Source organism: Arthrobacter sp. FX8, assembly GCF_026723805.1.
In the GTDB taxonomy this organism is placed as follows: domain Bacteria; phylum Actinomycetota; class Actinomycetes; order Actinomycetales; family Micrococcaceae; genus Arthrobacter.
On the sequence record NZ_CP113505.1, the window covers coordinates 1,524,858 to 1,540,179 of the forward strand.

The following is a 15,322-nucleotide window of genomic DNA, read 5'->3' on the forward strand; positions in this document are numbered from 1 at the left end:
TTGGGCAAGATCCTCCCTGCTGCAGTCCACTCGGCGGCGGCAAGCACCGGCGCCATGCGCAGGGCGGGATAAGGCCGCTCCAAGAGCCACGCCGTACCTACAGCTCAATCACCAACCAGCTCCATAACCAACGAAGGAATGAGTCAGGTCCATGTCACTGAAGGAAAAACTGAAGGGCGATGTCATCGTCCACATGAAGGCCGGCAACAAGCTGGGCCTGACCACTGTGCGCAACGTCCTGGGCGAAATCGAAACGCGGGAGAAGTCCGGCAAAACGCCGGTCGAGCTCGACGACCTGCAGGTCACGGCGCTGCTGCAAAAGGAAGCGGCCAAGCGCCGGGACACCGCCGCCACGTATTCGGCGGCCGGTCACGATGACCGGGCGCAGGCAGAGATCGCCGAGGCTGAGGTCATTGAGGCCTACCTGCCCAAAGCGCTGACCCGCCAGGAAGCCGAAGCCATAGTGGACGGGGTTATCGCCGGCCTGAAGGCGGACGGAACCGAACTGACGATGCGCTCCATGGGCACAGTGATGAAATCAGTAACCCCCAAAATCGGCGGCCGCTTCGACGGCAAGGCCATCAGCGAGATCGTGAAGGCCCGTTTGGCGTGATGACATTCCCCTGGGCGTTTCCCCGAACGGCCTGCCGTCCCTGGAAAGTCATCGGGCGCCGCGTTGGGTTACAGCGCGCGCCTGACGTCCTGCAGGGGGTATGGGCCGGCGGCGGTTGGGGGGCGGCATCCGGTCTCAGAGATGCCATGGCCGCCGGCCCTGTCCCCATGTATAAGACCCTGCCCCAGCGGTCAGGATCTTGTCCTTAACGGTAAAACCCGTTCCTAAATGACAGCCCACGTTGGCCGCAAGTTTCGCTCAAGACTGGCACGCAGTAGCCGCCGCGGTTATAACTTCCGGAACGCCCCTGCGCGCTCAGTGCTGCAAACGCCTTCGGCCCGAAGCTCCGGCCCGGAATCAGCACAAAGAAAAACACCCCGGTCCGAAGACCAGGGTGTTTACGGTGGTGACTCTACTCACCACTCTTGTGCGCGGAGGGGGACTTGAACCCCCACCCCCTTTCGAGGACTAGCACCTCAAGCTAGCGCGTCTGCCATTCCGCCACCCGCGCAGGTGGTATTCCGGGAAGCGTGTGCGCTTTTCAGCGTTTCGCGCCTCTCCGAAGCAGCGAGAAAAACTCTAACATGACTTTCCGGGAACAACGAATCGAGCCAAGTAGGTAGGCTGAGGGCAGCGATTCAGCTCGTGCCAACCAGTCATTCCCTACCAAGGAGCCACCAATGCCTGACGTCCTGCCCGAGGATGAAGTTGTCCGGATCTGCCAGGAACTCATCCGGATCGACACCTCCAACTACGGCGACGGGTCAGGACCTGGGGAGCGGGCGGCAGCAGAGTATGCGGCAGGCCTTATCGAGGAAGTGGGCCTGGAGGCGGAGATCTTCGAATCCGCCCCTGGCCGCGCCAACGTCGTGACCAGGATGACAGGAGAGGACCCTTCCGCCAGCGCCCTGGTGGTCCACGGCCACCTGGACGTGGTCCCCGCCCTGCGTGACCAGTGGTCTGTAGACCCGTTCGGCGCGGAACTGAAGGATGGCCTGATCTGGGGCCGCGGCGCCGTCGACATGAAGGACATGGACGCCATGATTCTTTCTGTGCTGCGGGGTTTCGCCCGGGAGGGCAGGAAACCCAAACGGGACATCATCTTCGCGTTCTTCGCTGACGAGGAAGCCGGCGGCGTCTATGGCGCACGTTATGCCGTGGACAACCGCCCGGAACTTTTCGAGGGCGCCACGGAGGCCATTTCGGAGGTGGGTGGCTTCTCGGCAACAATCGGCGGCCAGCGGACCTACTTGCTGCAGACGGCGGAGAAGGGCATCTCGTGGCTGCGGCTGGTGGCCCACGGCCGGGCCGGCCACGGCTCGCAGATAAACACGGACAACGCTGTCACGCGCCTGGCCGCCGCCGTAACCCGCATCGGCGAATACAAGTGGCCCATTGAACTCACGCCCACCACCCGCCAGTTCCTTGATGGAGTGACCGAACTCACCGGCGTGGAGTTCGACGCCGACAACCCGGAGCTCTTGCTCAACCAGCTTGGCACCGTGGCCCGGTTCGTCGGCGCCACCTTGCAGAACACCACCAACCCCACGCTCCTCAAGGGTGGTTACAAGCACAACGTCATCCCCGAGTCTGCCGAGGCCCTGGTTGACTGCCGTACGCTGCCGGGCCAGGAGCAGCAGGTCCTTGAGATCGTGCGCGAGCTTGCCGGCAGTGGAGTGGACGTCAGCTACGTCCACAACGACGTCTCGCTGGAGGTCCCGTTCGCCGGCAACCTGGTGGACTCGATGATTGATGCCCTCCACAAGGAGGACCCCGGTGCAAAAGTGCTGCCCTACACACTGTCCGGCGGCACGGACAACAAGTCGCTCAGCCGCCTGGGCATCACCGGCTACGGCTTCGCGCCCCTGATGCTCCCCGAGGAGCTGGACTTCACCGGCATGTTCCATGGCGTGGACGAACGTGTGCCGGCGGACTCCCTCAAGTTCGGTGCCCGGGTGCTGAACACCCTGCTCACCAACTACTGAGGGGACCTGCCGTGACTCCAGAGGACCTGCTGCCGGACGGGCTCCTGGAACGCATCCGCGGCCGCGCCGCAGGATACGACCGGGACAACGCCTTCTTCCACGAGGACCTGCAGGAGCTTGCGGCTGCAGGGTACCTGAAGCTTTTCGTTCCAGTACCCGACGGCGGCGCGGGGCTTGGGCTCGAGGCGGCAGCGCAGTGCCAGCGCAGGCTGGCAACGGCGGCCCCTGCCACCGCGCTTGCCGTCAATATGCACCTGGTGTGGACCGGCGTCGCGCACGTCCTCGCAGCCCGCGGCGACCACTCCCTGGCCTTCGTGCTCGAGGAAGCGGCGCAGGGCGAGGTCTTCGCGTTCGGCAATTCGGAGGCCGGCAACGACTCAGTCCTCTTCGACTCACGGACCGCGGCCACACCTTATCCGGACGGAAGCTACTCGTTCACCGGGACCAAGATCTTCACCAGCCTCTCGCCGGCGTGGACCCGGCTGGGGATTTTCGGAAAGGACGCCGCAGCCCGGGACGGTGCCGGGGAACTCGTCCACGGGTTCATCAACCGTGAAGCGGCCGGCTACCGGATCATGGACGACTGGGACACCCTGGGCATGCGCGCAAGCCAGTCCGCCACCACTGTCCTTGATGGTGCGACCGTTCCGCCGGACCGGATCTTCCGCAAGCTGCCCGTGGGTCCCAACGCCGACCCGCTGGTGTTCGCGATTTTCGCGTGCTTCGAAAGCCTCCTGGCCGCCGTCTACACCGGATTGGGCGAACGGGCGCTGCACGTGGGTGTAGAAACTGTAAAGCGCCGCACGTCTTTCAAGAACGGCGGACGCAGCTACGCGCAGGACCCTGACATCCGCTGGAAAGTTGCTGAGGCAGCCATGGCCATGGACAACCTCTACCCACAGCTCAGGGCTGTCACCGCCGACGTCGATGCCCTGGCCGACCACGGGAACCAGTGGTCCCCAAACTGGTGGGTCTGAAAGTGAATGCCACCGAAACGGCGCGGCGCGTTGTGGACCTGGCCATCCGCGTCAGCGGGGATCGAGCTACTTCAGGGGTTCGGAACTGGAACGGCTCTACCGCGACGTGCTTGCCGGCATGTTCCACCCCTCCGACGACGAGTCTGCCCACAACACGGTGGCCAACGCCTGGCTGGGCCCGCTGGAGGACTAAACGGTCCGCTGGACCACACGATTTCTAAACGGTCCGCTGGACCACACGACTCCTAAACGGTCCGCTGGACCGCACGACTCCTAAACGGTCCGCTGGACCTGCATCACCCGGCGCCGCAGCCAAAAGCGCCTGCCGCCGCCCACGTACAGCTTGCTGCGTTCCAGTTCCCACTTGCCGTATTCGGAGTGTTCCACCAGGCGGCGGCGTGCCTCCGGCAGGGAATCATCAGGGCTGACGGTCAGCACGAGGTACTCGTACTGCCGCAAATAATCCCGTTCCCGCTGGACCGAGCTGGTGAGAAATTGTTCCTTCATTTGCTCTCCATTTTCGTCCTTTTCCGGCTAACGTGAAGTCATGAGCATCGATCCGCGTGTCGCGCTTTCGTCCCTGACCACCGCTTTGGAAGAACACCTTATAGCAGCATCGAACCGCCGCGGGGACGGTGACCCCTCCGTTGAGGCAGCTTTTTTCGCAGTGGCCGATGCCTTCGAAGTTTACGAGGACGCGCTGTACGAGGCCTACAACGAGGTCACCCCGTTGCAGGTCTTTGACGACGAGGACGAAGAGGACGAGGAAGCCGACGTGGACGAGGACGAGGACCTGGAAATCGTCGAGGAATAGCCGCGCCGGGGCAGGAACTCAGAAGGCGGCGGAGACATCCTCCAAAGCCCGCGCAATCTGCGGTGGCAGCGGTGCGGGCTGGACGTCCAGGAGTTCCTTCAACTGCACCGGCGTGCGGGCGCCGACAATGGCGGTGGCAACTCCCTGCTGTGACAGCAGCCATGACAGTGAGACGTCCTGGGGAGTCCGGCCCAGGCCGTTGGCCGCCATGCATACCGCATCCACTATGCGCGACGGCTTCTCCTCCAGGTAAGGCTCGACGTAGGCCGATTCGCTGGCCGACGCCCCGCGTGACCCGGCGGGGATGCCGCCGCGATACTTCCCGGTGAGGACGCCGCGGCCCAGCGGAGCCCACGCCATCAGCCCAAGCCCGGCATCCTCGGCGGCAGGGATCAGTTCCGCCTCCGCCGTCCGCTGAAGGAATGAATATTCCGCCTGGGCGGCAACCAGGGGCACACTGCTGGTGGCTGCGGCCTTCGCAGCCTGCCAGCCCCTGAAGTTCGAAATTCCGGCGTACCGCGCCCGGCCGGTGCGTACCGCAAATTCCAGCGCAGCCAGCGTTTCATCGAGGGGAACGTTGCCGTCCCAGGCCTCAGCAAACCAGAGGTCCACATATTCCGTGCCCAACCTGGCCAGGCTCGCATCAAGTCCGGTGAGCATCGCATTGCGTGACGTGTCCACCGCGCGGCGCCCGTCCGGCGTCGTCATCCCTGCCTTGGTGGAGATGGAAATTTCGGTGCGGGACACCACATCACCCAGGAGTGAGCCAAGGATGGCCTCGGAGCCCCCGCCCGCATACGACGCCGATGTGTCCACGTGCCGGCCGCCCGCATCGAGGAAGGTACGCAGCAACTCGGACGCGTCCTGTTCGTCAGTTTCCCCACCCCAGGACCGGGTGCCCAGGGAGAGGGCGGAAACTCGCAATCCACTGTTGCCGACGTAACGCTGCTGCATAGCAGCAAGCTTACGGGCAGATGCACCACCGCCATGCCGTAGGGTCTTAGCGTGAACTGGTTTGAAGCGGCCCTGCTGGGCCTTGTGCAGGGACTGACCGAATTTCTACCTATTTCATCGAGCGCACACCTGCGGATCGTGGGGGAGTTCCTTCCCAACGCGGAGGACCCGGGGGCGGCCTTTACGGCCATCACCCAGCTCGGCACGGAGACCGCCGTGCTGATCTTCTTCTGGCGCGACATCGTCCGGATCGTCAAAGCCTGGGCCGGGTCCCTCACCGGCAAGGTGCCGCGGCAGGATCCCGACGTCCGCATGGGCTGGCTGGTGATCCTGGGCAGCCTGCCCATCATCGTGCTGGGCCTGCTCTTCCAGGACCAGATCGAATCGGTACTGCGCAGCATGTGGATCGTGGCCACCATGCTGATCGTCTTCGGGCTCTTCCTCGCCGTGGCCGACGCCGTGGGGGCCCAGAAACGGGACCTGGCGCACCTGACCTACAAGCACGGCATCCTCTATGGGCTGGCCCAGGCCCTGGCACTGATTCCCGGCGTCTCCCGCTCCGGCGGCACCATTACCGCGGGCCTGCTGATGGGCTACACGCGCGAAGCCGCCGCACGGTACTCCTTCCTGCTCGCCATCCCCGCGGTCTTCGGCAGCGGGTTGTACCAGCTCTACAAGGTGGTGACCAAGGAAGGCATCTCCGGCCCGTTCGGCCTGCCGGAAACTGCCCTTGCCACCGTGATCGCCCTGGTGGTGGGCTATGTCATCATCGGCTGGTTCCTGAAGTTCGTATCCACGCGCAGCTACCGGCTCTTTGTCTGGTACCGGATCTTCCTGGGGCTGGCCCTGTACCTCCTGCTCGGTTTCGGCGTCATCAGCGCCTAGGACTAGGCTTGGCTTGTGAAATCCTGGACTTCCCGCCCCGTTCCTGCCCTGCCCGGAAATATGCCCGCCATCCGGCTGTTCGATACCGCGGCAGGCCGCGAAGTGGCGCTGGAACCGGAAGCACGGCCGTCCATGTACGTCTGCGGCATCACTCCCTACGACGCAACCCACATGGGCCACGCCGCCAGTTATGTGGCCTTTGACCTGCTGAACCGCGCGTGGCGGGACGCCGGCAGCGAGGTCTCCTACGTGCAGAACGTCACGGACGTGGATGATCCCCTGCTGGAACGCGCCACTGCCACCGGAGTCGACTGGCAGGACCTCGCAGCGGAGCAGGTTGAACTTTTCCAGACGGACATGGAGGCGCTGAATGTCCTGGCGCCGGACCATTACGTTGGCGCCGTGGAGTCGATTGGCCTCATCGTCCCCGAGGTGGAGCGGCTGGTCAGCCTGGGGCTGGCCTACCAGGTTCCCGGCAGCAACGGGGAACCCGACGGGGATGTCTATTACGACGTCGAAGCGGCCGGCAAGCAGTCAACGGCACCTGATGCCTGGTCCCTGGGATGCATCTCCCACCTTGGCGAAAGCACCATGCTGGAGCTTTTTGCCGAACGCGGCGGAGACCCGGGCCGCGCCGGGAAGCGGCAGGCCCTTGATCCGCTGCTGTGGCGGGTGGAACGGCCCGGCGAGCCAAGCTGGCCTGGTGGAAGCCTGGGCGCGGGCAGGCCCGGCTGGCACATCGAATGTACAGTGATCGCGCAAAAATACCTGCCCTCGCCCTTCACTGTGCAGGGAGGCGGTTCGGACCTCATCTTCCCGCACCATGAGATGGGTGCCGGCCATGCATACTCGTTGGCCGGGGTACCGCTTGCCCGGCACTACGCACACGCCGGCATGGTGGGGCTCGACGGGGAGAAGATGAGCAAGTCCAAGGGCAACCTGGTGCTGGTCTCCAGGCTTCGCGCCGCCGGTGAAGACCCGGCAGCAATCCGCCTTGCCATCCTGGCCCACCACTACCGTTCCGACTGGTCCTGGACGGATGAAGGCTTCACCGCTGCCAAGGCAGACCTTGCAGCGTGGCGGAAGGCCCTCGACCACGCCCCGGAAGGTTCGGGCCGCGAACTGCTGGCCGACATGCGGGCGGCGCTGGCAGCGGACCTCAACGCGCCCGCCGCAGTCGCCGCAGTCTCGCGCTGGGCACGTTCAGCGAACGACGGCGGTGCTGCCGCCAGCCCCGCCGACAGCAGCCTGGTCAGGGACGCGGTGGACGCCCTTCTTGGCATCCAGCTCTAGGCTTCGGCTCCACGTCAGCAAACAGACAGGGGCCGGGCCGGGATTCCTCCCGGCCCGGCCCCTGTCCCTTTAATGTCAGGGCCGGTCCTGGCCCCGCCGCTTCAGGTACCGCTCAAATTCGCGGGCAATGGACTCGCCGCTGGCCTCAGGAAGGTCGGCGGTGTCCTTGGCTTCCTCCAGCTGCCGGACGTAGGCAGCAATTTCCGGGTCCTCGGTGGCCAGCTCGTCGACGCCGCGCTCCCAGGCGTCCGCCTCCTCCGCCAGCTCGTGGGTGTCCAGCGGCACCTGCAGCAGTTCCTCGATGCGGTGCAGCAGGGCAAGCTGGGCTTTGGGGGAGGGGGCCTGTGCCACGTAGTGCGGCACCGCGGCCCACAACGATACGGTGGGGAGCCCGGCCAGCAGTGCCACCTCGGACAGGACCCCCACGATCCCCACCGGGCCTTCGTACTGCGAGGCTTCCAGGTTCATGCGTTCCCGCAGCTGGGCGTCATCGGACGACGTGCTGACCGGAATCGGGCGGCTGTGCGGAACATCCGCCAGCAGTGCACCCACCAGCACCACGTAGTCCACTTTCAAAGCCTCTGCATGGACCAGCAACTCCGCGGTGTAAGCGCGCCATTTATAGGACGGCTCGGTTCCCTGCACAAAGATGACGTCCACGTTGGAGTTGGGCGCCGAGGCTTTGTAGATCCTGGTGGAAGGCCATTTGATCTTGCGTTCACCGGCAGAGTTCCTGCGGACCGTGGGGCGCGTGAACTGGAAGTCGTAGTACTCGTCCGCATCAATGGATGCGACTTTCTTGCCACCCCACAACTTGTTCAGGTACCGCAGCGAATCGCTGGCCGCTTCTCCGGCGTCGTTCCACCCTTCAAAGGCGGCAAGCATTACGGTTACGCGCTGTCCGTCAGCCACCGGCTGCAGGAACCGTTCCCGCTCGGGTCCGGCACCTTGTTCGGCGGTGTCTCCCTCGAAGCTATTCATTTCTTCACCCTACGTCCAAGGTGCGCACTCGTGCATGGAATGAAGCGCCGCAAATCGCCGATAACCGGCGCAAAGGGCACCCCGCCTGCGTCATATTCGCCAAGGGCGTAGCCCACAGCCTCCGCCCAGCCACGCCCCGTAGACTGGCGTCATGCGATTTCCTGCCACCGGTTCCCCGCTCAAAGCTGTCCTATGGGACATGGACGGAACCATCGTGGACACCGAGCCATACTGGATTGCCGCGGAGCGTGCCCTGGTGGAGGCCCATGGCGGCACCTGGAGCCACGACCAGGCCATGCAACTGGTGGGCCAGTCACTGACGTTCTCCGCCGGCCTGCTCCAGCAGGCAGGCGTCGAGCTGGAAATCCGCGAGATCATCGACGCCCTGACCGCCCAGGTCATCAGCAGCGTCCAGCAGCAGGTGCCATGGCGCCCAGGCGCCCGGGAACTCCTCGAAGAACTGCACCTGGCAGGCGTGCGCTGCGCCCTGGTCACCATGTCCGAGGGGCCGCTGGCCCGCCAAGTGGTGGCCAGCCTTCCCCGCCCCTACTTTGAAGTCCTGGTCACGGGTGACACCGTGACCCAGGGCAAACCGCACCCCGAGGCCTACCTGACCGCCGTCGAACTGCTCCAGGAAAGCGATCCTGATCTCGGAATCCAGCACTGCGTTGCCCTCGAGGATTCCGTACCGGGCGTGGCCGCGGCCGTAGCCTCCGGCGTCGCCACGGTGGCTGTCCCGCACATCGTTCCACTGCCCGACGACGGCAGTTACGCACTCTGGGACTCCCTGGCCGGCCGCGGCCTGGTGGAGCTTGAAGCCCTGCTCCCCGGGGCGCAGGCAACGGTGCCGGCCGCCACCGCCGCTGGTGACTCCCGTGGCTGATCCAGGCACTCAGCGGGACACCGAACCGGGCACCCCGCCGGGCACCACGGGACGACGCCGTGACGGCATCCCGCTGGGACGCATTGCCGGCGTTCCTGTCGTGCTTGCTTACTCCTGGTTTGTGATCGCGGCCTTCACCGTCATCGCGTACGGGCCCGTGTTGGCGCGGAACAACCCCATGCTGGGCATGAGCGCCTATCTCGTGGCCTTCGCCTACGCCGTCCTGCTCCTGCTCTCGGTGCTGGTCCATGAACTCGCGCACGCCCTCACGGCGAAAATCTACGGATGGCCCACCCAGAAGATCGTCCTCAACCTCTGGGGCGGGCACACCCAGTTCGAGAGCTTCACGTCTTCCCCCGGCCGGTCCGTCCTGGTGGCGTTGGCCGGACCGGCGGCCAATTTTGTCCTCGCCGGCGGAGCCTGGCTGGTCCTGGGCACCAACAGCCTGGGAAGTGTCGCCGAGATCCTGACGAACATCTTCATGTGGGCCAACTTCCTCATCGCCGTCTTCAATGTCCTGCCGGGCCTGCCGCTGGACGGTGGGCGCATTGTCGAATCCATCGTGTGGAAGGCCACCGGGAGCCAGGCGAAAGGAACCGTGGCAGCCGGCTGGGGTGGGCGCATCATCGTCCTGGCGATCGCTTACTGGTTCCTCCTTCGCCCCTACCTCGCCGGCGACCAGCCGGACTTCAGCCTCCTGATGATCACCATCCTGGTGGGCGGCTTCCTGTGGATGGGTGCCTCGGCTTCCATCCAGCAGGGCACGCTGCGGGCACGGCTGCCGCTGGTCAGCGCAGCGGGATTGTCGACGCCGGCCGTTGGGGTGCCTGCCTCGGGCACTGTCCGTGACGCCCTCCGCCTGGCGGCAGAAGGAACGAAGTCCATGGTGGTGTGCGGACCGGACGGCCGGCCGCAGGGTGTGGTGGACCCCGGCGCATTGGCCTCGGTGCCCGACGCCGCAGCCGATACGACGCCAGTCACCGCCATTTCGTTTCCCTTGGCTGCGGGAGCCTATGTTCCCGAGTGGTCCAAGGGGCAGGAGCTGATCCAGTTTCTTTCGCAGGTTGAGGGACGGCACTACGCAGTGGTGGACCACAATGGCAAAGTCACCGGGCTGCTCACCCAGGACGTTGTCCTCGCGGCCATCACAGGGAGGCGCCAGCGCACCGATAGGCACCCGCAGGGCCAGAACCGGTAGAGTTACCTGCCGGTCGTGCATTGCCGCCGCCAGGGGCCACAATATCCGTGGGCACTTTGGCCGCGGCACAAAAGGTTTACAGGAGCGAGGAACATCATGAGCAGCGAAACTGCCGTCAACGACGCCACCGGAGCAGCGCAAGCCGGTGCTGCCGCCAGCGGCTCGCAGCCGGTGGGAGCCGCCCGTCGCCGCGGCCCCTTCAGGGAAGGCGAGCGTGTCCAGCTCACCGACGAACGTGGCCGCATGAATACCATCACGCTTGAACGCGGTGGCGCCTTCCATACGCACCGTGGCTTCCTGAACCACGATGAGATCATCGGCAAGGTGGACGGCTCCGTTGTGGTGAACAACGTCGGCCAGCAGTACCAGACCCTGCGCCCGCTGCTGTCCGACTTCGTGCTGTCCATGCCGCGCGGCGCCGCCGTGGTCTATCCCAAGGACGCCGGCCAGATCGTGACCATGGCGGATATCTTCCCCGGGGCCCGCGTGGTGGAGGCCGGCGTCGGCTCCGGTGCCTTGTCCATCTCCCTGCTCCGCGCCGTGGGGGACAACGGCTACCTGCACTCCTTCGAGCGGCGTGAAGAGTTTGCGGACATCGCCCGGGGAAACGTGGAGACCATCTTCGGCGGCCCGCATCCTGCATGGCAAATCTCGCTCGGCGACTTCCAGGAGGAAGTGGTCAAGGCTGAAGAGCCCGGCTCCGTGGACCGCGTGGTCCTGGACATGCTGGCGCCCTGGGAATGCCTCGACGCCGTCGCCACCGTGCTTGCGCCCGGCGGCGTCTGGATCAACTACGTAGCCACGGTCACCCAGCTCTCCCGTACGGCCGAGGCGATCCGCGCCGACGGCCGCTTCACTGAACCTGACGCCTGGGAATCGCTGGTCCGCGGCTGGCACCTTGAGGGTCTCGCGGTCCGGCCGGACCACCGGATGGTGGCCCACACCGGGTTCCTGCTGGTCACCCGCCGGCTCGCCGACGGTGTGACGGGCATCTCGGTCAAGCGGCGGCCGTCCAAGACCGAATTCAACGAAGAGGATGTCAATGCCTGGACTCCCGGTGCTGTAGGGGAGCGGGCGGTGTCAGACAAGAAGCTGCGGCGGGCAGCCCGGGACGCCATCGCCGGAACGAATGTGGTGGACACGCCCGAGGTTACGAACTAGTCCACATTTCGGGAGTCTCCATCCCTACCCGGCATCTTGGGACTAATGTCTTAAGAGAAGCGCAGGAAGGGGCTGATACATCATGGAGACACCAAACCAGGACTCCGGACGTACACCGGCAGAGCAGTCTGCCGCCAACGACCTCTCGGTTGCTGACCGCCAGGTCAACATACTTCGGGACAAGCTCAGGCACATCGACCGCCAGTTGGCAGCGGCAACGCAGAACAACACCAAGCTGGTCAGCATGCTTGAGACGGCCAAGGCGGAGATTCTCCGGCTGAAAAACGCCCTTGACCAGGAAGGACAGCCGCCGTACAGCTTCGGCACCATCCTCCAGATCAACCCAAAGCGGCAGCCTTCCCCGGCAACAGCGGACAGGCCGCCACGGAGGAATCGGTGGACATCTTCAACGCCGGCCGGAAGATGCGGGTGGGCATCAGCCCCCTGGTAAACATCAACCAGCTGGCGGTAGGCCAGGAGGTGCTGCTCAACGAAGCCCTCCTGATCGTTGCAGGGCTCGGCTATGAGCGCGCCGGCGAGCTGGCCACCCTGAAGGAGATGCTGGGACGGGACCGGGCCCTGGTGGTGGGCCGGGCCGATGAAGAACGCGTGGTCCGGCTCTCCGGCGCGCTGCAGGCCGAGAAGCTCAGGGTGGGCGACGCCCTCTCCGTGGATTCGCGGACCGGCTACGCACTCGAGAAGGTGCCGCGCTCCGAGGTGGAGAACCTGGTCCTGGAAGAAGTTCCGGACATCACCTACGAGGACATCGGCGGCCTTGGCCCCCAGATCGAGCAGATCAGGGACGCGGTGGAATTGCCGTTCCTGCACCCCGACCTCTACCGGGAGCACGGCCTGAAGGCGCCCAAGGGCATCCTGCTGTACGGGCCTCCGGGCTGCGGCAAGACCCTCATCGCCAAGGCTGTCGCCAACTCCCTCGCTGCCCGCGCCGCCGAGCGGTCCGGGAACGTGGACCTGAAGAGCTACTTCCTGAACATCAAGGGCCCTGAACTCCTCGACAAGTACGTGGGCGAAACGGAGCGGCACATCCGGCTGATCTTCTCCCGCGCCCGGGAAAAGGCATCGGACGGCAGCCCCGTAGTGGTCTTCTTCGACGAAATGGATTCCTTGTTCCGCACCCGCGGCACCGGAATCTCGTCCGACGTCGAAACCACCATCGTGCCCCAGCTCCTCAGTGAGATCGACGGCGTGGAACGCCTCGACAACGTCATCGTCATCGGCGCATCCAACCGTGAGGACATGATCGACCCCGCCATCCTCCGGCCCGGACGGCTGGACGTCAAAGTCAAGATCCAGCGTCCCGATGCCGAAGCCGCCGCGGACATCTTCAACAAATACATCACGCCGGACCTGCCGTTCCACGAATCGGACCTCGCAGAGCACAACGGCGACGTCCAGGCCACGGTTGACGCCATGGTCCAGCGCACGGTCGAAGCCATGTACTCCACCGATAAGTCCAACGAGTTCCTGGAGGTCACCTATGCCAACGGTGACACCGAGATGCTCTACTTCAAGGATTTCAACTCGGGCGCCGTGGTGCAGAACGTGGTGGACCGGGCCAAGAAGTACGCCATCAAGGACCTGCTGACCACGCACCAGAAGGGCCTCCGGATCGAGCACCTGCTGCGCGCCGTGGTGGACGAGTTCCGCGAACACGAGGACATGCCCAACACCACCAACCCCGACGACTGGGCACGCATCTCCGGCAAGAAGGGCGAACGGATCACCTACATCCGCACCATCGTCCAGGGCAAGGCCGGCCAGGAACCGGGCAAGTCCATCGAGACGATGCCGACCACGGGACAGTATCTATGACGGGTGCGAAGGGACCCGCTGCCGGGGAAGCGCTCCCCGTCGGCGGGGCCATGCGGGTCATGGGGGCGGAAACCGAATACGGCATCCACGCCCCCTCCGCACCCTCGGCCAACGCCACCATGATGAGCGCGCGGGTGGTGCAGGCCTATGCCCAGGTCACCAGGCAGCGGGCGGCCGGCGGGGCCGAGACCCGCTGGGACTATACCGACGAAGAGCCGCTGCACGATGCCCGGGGTTGGACCGTGGACCGGGGAGCTGCACACCCCACCCAGCTGACCGACCAGCCACCGGTGCTTGACGCGGAGGCGGTGGCCCTGGCCTACGGGCGCGAGGAACTCGAACTGGACGGCCAGGACGAGTCGGGGACGCTGCTCATGAACATGGTCCTGGGCAATGGCGCCCGGCTGTACGTTGACCACGCCCATCCGGAGTATTCAAGCCCCGAGGTCACCAACCCACGGGACGCTGTGGCCTGGGACGCTGCCGGCGACCTTGTGGGGCTGGCGGCCGTGCGCCGGCTGGCGGCGGACCCGGCGCTCCCGCCGGTCAACCTTTACAAGAACAACACGGACAACAAGTCCGTGTCCTACGGTTCGCACGAGAACTACCTCATGCCCCGTTCAGTCCCTTTTGGCGACATTGTCCGCGGGCTCACGCCATTCTTCATCAGCCGGCAGGTGGTCTGCGGGGCCGGGCGGCTCGGGATAGGACAGGACAGTTCAACCCCGGGCTTCCAGGTCAGCCAGCGGGCCGACTTCTTCGAAGCCGAGGTCGGCCTGGAAACCACCATCCGCCGGCCCATCATCAACACCCGCGACGAGCCCCATTCCACCGCCGACAAGTACCGGCGCCTGCACGTCATCATCGGTGATGCCAATCTCAGCCAGGTGTCCAACTACCTGAAGTTCGGCACCACGGCCATGGTCCTGAGCCTCATTGAGGCAGGGCTCGCCCCCAAAATCGAAGTCTACGAGCCGGTGGCAGCGCTCAAAACGGTGAGTCACGATACCTCGCTGACAGCAAAGCTGCGCCTGTTGGACGGACGGCGGGTCACGGCGCTGGACCTTCAGTGGATGTACCACGAAGCCGCAGCCAAACTCGCCCAGGACACCGGCGTCGGTGACGCCGTGGACGGTGACGGGCACACACACGAGGTCCTGGAACGGTGGGCTGCCGTTCTCACCCAACTGGACAGTGACAGGGCCGCGGCTGCCAGTTCCGTGGAGTGGCTGGCGAAACTTACCCTGCTTGATGGGTATCGCCAGCGTGATGGACTGGAGTGGAGCGATGCCCGGCTTGGCCTGGTGGATCTCCAGTGGTCCGATATCAGGCCGGAGAAAGGCCTCTACTACCGCCTGTTGTCCAGGAACCGGATGCAGCGCGTGGTGGACGATGCTGCCATCTCCGCCGCCGTGGCCGAGCCCCCCGCCGACACCCGGGCCTTCTTCCGCGGAAAGTGCATCAGCAGCTTCGGCAAGGATGTGGTGGGGGCAAGCTGGGACTCGGTCATCTTCGACGTGCCCGGTTACGGACGGCTTCAGCGGGTGCCTACCAGGGAACCACTGAGGGGAACCAAAGCCCTGACCGGAGCGTTGTTTGAGCGCTACCGGGAAGCGGGACCGTTCCTCGGCGAACTGCTGGGACACAACAGTACTCCGCCTGCGGCGTAAACCGCGCCGGAACGCCCGTCCCGTGGCAGGATGGGCATATCGGAGGATCCGCCGGATCCACCGGAGGAAAAAGGA

The 15,322-nt window shown here is 65.2% G+C and carries 12 protein-coding genes, 1 tRNA gene and 2 pseudogenes; 11 read left to right on the forward strand and 4 right to left on the reverse strand.

Annotation, left to right across the window (positions count from 1 at the left end):
* Positions 1–151: 151 nt before the first annotated feature.
* Positions 152–613, forward strand: coding sequence for a GatB/YqeY domain-containing protein (locus OUO20_RS06890; protein WP_018771133.1), 462 nt, complete (start codon positions 152–154; stop codon positions 611–613).
* Positions 614–1,041: 428 nt separating this feature from the next.
* Here OUO20_RS06890 and OUO20_RS06895 read toward each other — a convergent pair.
* A tRNA-Leu gene (locus OUO20_RS06895) sits at positions 1,042–1,124 on the reverse strand.
* A gap of 169 nt (positions 1,125–1,293) precedes the next feature.
* Here OUO20_RS06895 and OUO20_RS06900 point away from each other — a divergent pair.
* Together OUO20_RS06900 and OUO20_RS06905 are read left to right on the forward strand one after the other, a co-directional pair.
* Entirely contained in the window at positions 1,294–2,598 is a 1,305-nt protein-coding gene (locus tag OUO20_RS06900) for a M20/M25/M40 family metallo-hydrolase (RefSeq protein WP_268003143.1), read from the forward strand.
* A gap of 11 nt (positions 2,599–2,609) precedes the next feature.
* Positions 2,610–3,768 (forward strand): annotated as a pseudogene (locus OUO20_RS06905) (acyl-CoA dehydrogenase family protein).
* Between the two features lie 80 nt (positions 3,769–3,848).
* On the opposite strand, the gene OUO20_RS06910 reads toward OUO20_RS06905, so the two are convergent.
* Positions 3,849–4,082 (reverse strand): DUF5703 family protein, encoded by a 234-nt coding sequence (locus OUO20_RS06910; protein WP_018771130.1) that lies wholly within the window; start codon positions 4,080–4,082, stop codon positions 3,849–3,851.
* Between the two features lie 40 nt (positions 4,083–4,122).
* Here OUO20_RS06910 and OUO20_RS06915 point away from each other — a divergent pair, with 40 nt between their 5' ends.
* Positions 4,123–4,389, forward strand: a complete 267-nt coding sequence (locus OUO20_RS06915; RefSeq protein WP_018771129.1) for a hypothetical protein — start codon at positions 4,123–4,125, stop codon at positions 4,387–4,389.
* A gap of 18 nt (positions 4,390–4,407) precedes the next feature.
* Here the strand turns inward: OUO20_RS06915 and OUO20_RS06920 are convergent, their stop codons facing one another.
* The gene (locus OUO20_RS06920) at positions 4,408–5,343 is read right to left on the reverse strand and encodes an aldo/keto reductase (protein WP_268003144.1); all 936 of its coding nucleotides are present in this window, start codon (positions 5,341–5,343) and stop codon (positions 4,408–4,410) included.
* A gap of 51 nt (positions 5,344–5,394) precedes the next feature.
* Here OUO20_RS06920 and OUO20_RS06925 point away from each other — a divergent pair, with 51 nt between their 5' ends.
* On the forward strand, positions 5,395–6,228 hold the full coding sequence (locus OUO20_RS06925; RefSeq protein WP_018771127.1) for an undecaprenyl-diphosphate phosphatase: 834 nt from the start codon (positions 5,395–5,397) through the stop codon (positions 6,226–6,228).
* Positions 6,229–6,243: 15 nt separating this feature from the next.
* The gene (mshC, locus tag OUO20_RS06930; RefSeq protein ID WP_268003145.1) at positions 6,244–7,521 is read left to right on the forward strand and encodes a cysteine--1-D-myo-inosityl 2-amino-2-deoxy-alpha-D-glucopyranoside ligase; all 1,278 of its coding nucleotides are present in this window, start codon (positions 6,244–6,246) and stop codon (positions 7,519–7,521) included.
* 75 nt (positions 7,522–7,596) lie between these two features.
* On the opposite strand, the gene OUO20_RS06935 is transcribed toward mshC, so the two are convergent.
* A complete protein-coding gene (locus tag OUO20_RS06935) occupies positions 7,597–8,502 on the reverse strand; it encodes a PAC2 family protein (RefSeq protein WP_018771125.1) in 906 nt (301 codons plus the stop codon).
* A gap of 151 nt (positions 8,503–8,653) precedes the next feature.
* Between OUO20_RS06935 and OUO20_RS06940 the strand changes: the two genes are divergently transcribed.
* The 5 genes and pseudogenes from OUO20_RS06940 (at position 8,654) to dop (ending at position 15,247) form a co-directional block, all read left to right on the forward strand.
* A complete protein-coding gene (locus tag OUO20_RS06940) occupies positions 8,654–9,385 on the forward strand; it encodes an HAD family hydrolase (RefSeq protein WP_268003146.1) in 732 nt (243 codons plus the stop codon).
* On the forward strand, positions 9,378–10,583 hold the full coding sequence (locus OUO20_RS06945) for a site-2 protease family protein (protein WP_268003147.1): 1,206 nt from the start codon (positions 9,378–9,380) through the stop codon (positions 10,581–10,583). The genes OUO20_RS06940 and OUO20_RS06945 overlap by 8 nt, the downstream gene beginning before the upstream one ends.
* Before the next feature lie 96 nt (positions 10,584–10,679).
* Positions 10,680–11,744: a tRNA (adenine-N1)-methyltransferase gene (locus OUO20_RS06950; protein ID WP_018771122.1), complete on the forward strand. Its 1,065-nt coding sequence runs from the start codon at positions 10,680–10,682 to the stop codon at positions 11,742–11,744.
* Positions 11,745–11,826: 82 nt separating this feature from the next.
* Positions 11,827–13,577, forward strand: a pseudogene (arc, locus tag OUO20_RS06955) (proteasome ATPase).
* Positions 13,574–15,247, forward strand: coding sequence for a depupylase/deamidase Dop (gene dop, locus OUO20_RS06960; RefSeq protein ID WP_018771120.1), 1,674 nt, complete (start codon positions 13,574–13,576; stop codon positions 15,245–15,247). Before arc ends, dop begins: the two are co-directional and overlap by 4 nt.
* Positions 15,248–15,322 lie beyond the last annotated feature (75 nt).

What these genes read in the sequence shown, in the direction of transcription:
- OUO20_RS06910 (WP_018771130.1), bottom strand. Translation starts at nt 4,082, where the DNA reads ATGAAGGAACAATTTCTCACCAGCTCGGTCCAGCGGGAACGGGATTAT.
- OUO20_RS06900 (WP_268003143.1), top strand. Translation starts at nt 1,294, where the DNA reads ATGCCTGACGTCCTGCCCGAGGATGAAGTTGTCCGGATCTGCCAGGAA.
- OUO20_RS06940 (WP_268003146.1), top strand. Translation starts at nt 8,654, where the DNA reads ATGCGATTTCCTGCCACCGGTTCCCCGCTCAAAGCTGTCCTATGGGAC.
- OUO20_RS06935 (WP_018771125.1), bottom strand. Translation starts at nt 8,502, where the DNA reads ATGAATAGCTTCGAGGGAGACACCGCCGAACAAGGTGCCGGACCCGAG.
- OUO20_RS06915 (WP_018771129.1), top strand. Translation starts at nt 4,123, where the DNA reads ATGAGCATCGATCCGCGTGTCGCGCTTTCGTCCCTGACCACCGCTTTG.
- OUO20_RS06950 (WP_018771122.1), top strand. Translation starts at nt 10,680, where the DNA reads ATGAGCAGCGAAACTGCCGTCAACGACGCCACCGGAGCAGCGCAAGCC.
- dop (WP_018771120.1), top strand. Translation starts at nt 13,574, where the DNA reads ATGACGGGTGCGAAGGGACCCGCTGCCGGGGAAGCGCTCCCCGTCGGC.
- OUO20_RS06890 (WP_018771133.1), top strand. Translation starts at nt 152, where the DNA reads ATGTCACTGAAGGAAAAACTGAAGGGCGATGTCATCGTCCACATGAAG.
- OUO20_RS06920 (WP_268003144.1), bottom strand. Translation starts at nt 5,343, where the DNA reads ATGCAGCAGCGTTACGTCGGCAACAGTGGATTGCGAGTTTCCGCCCTC.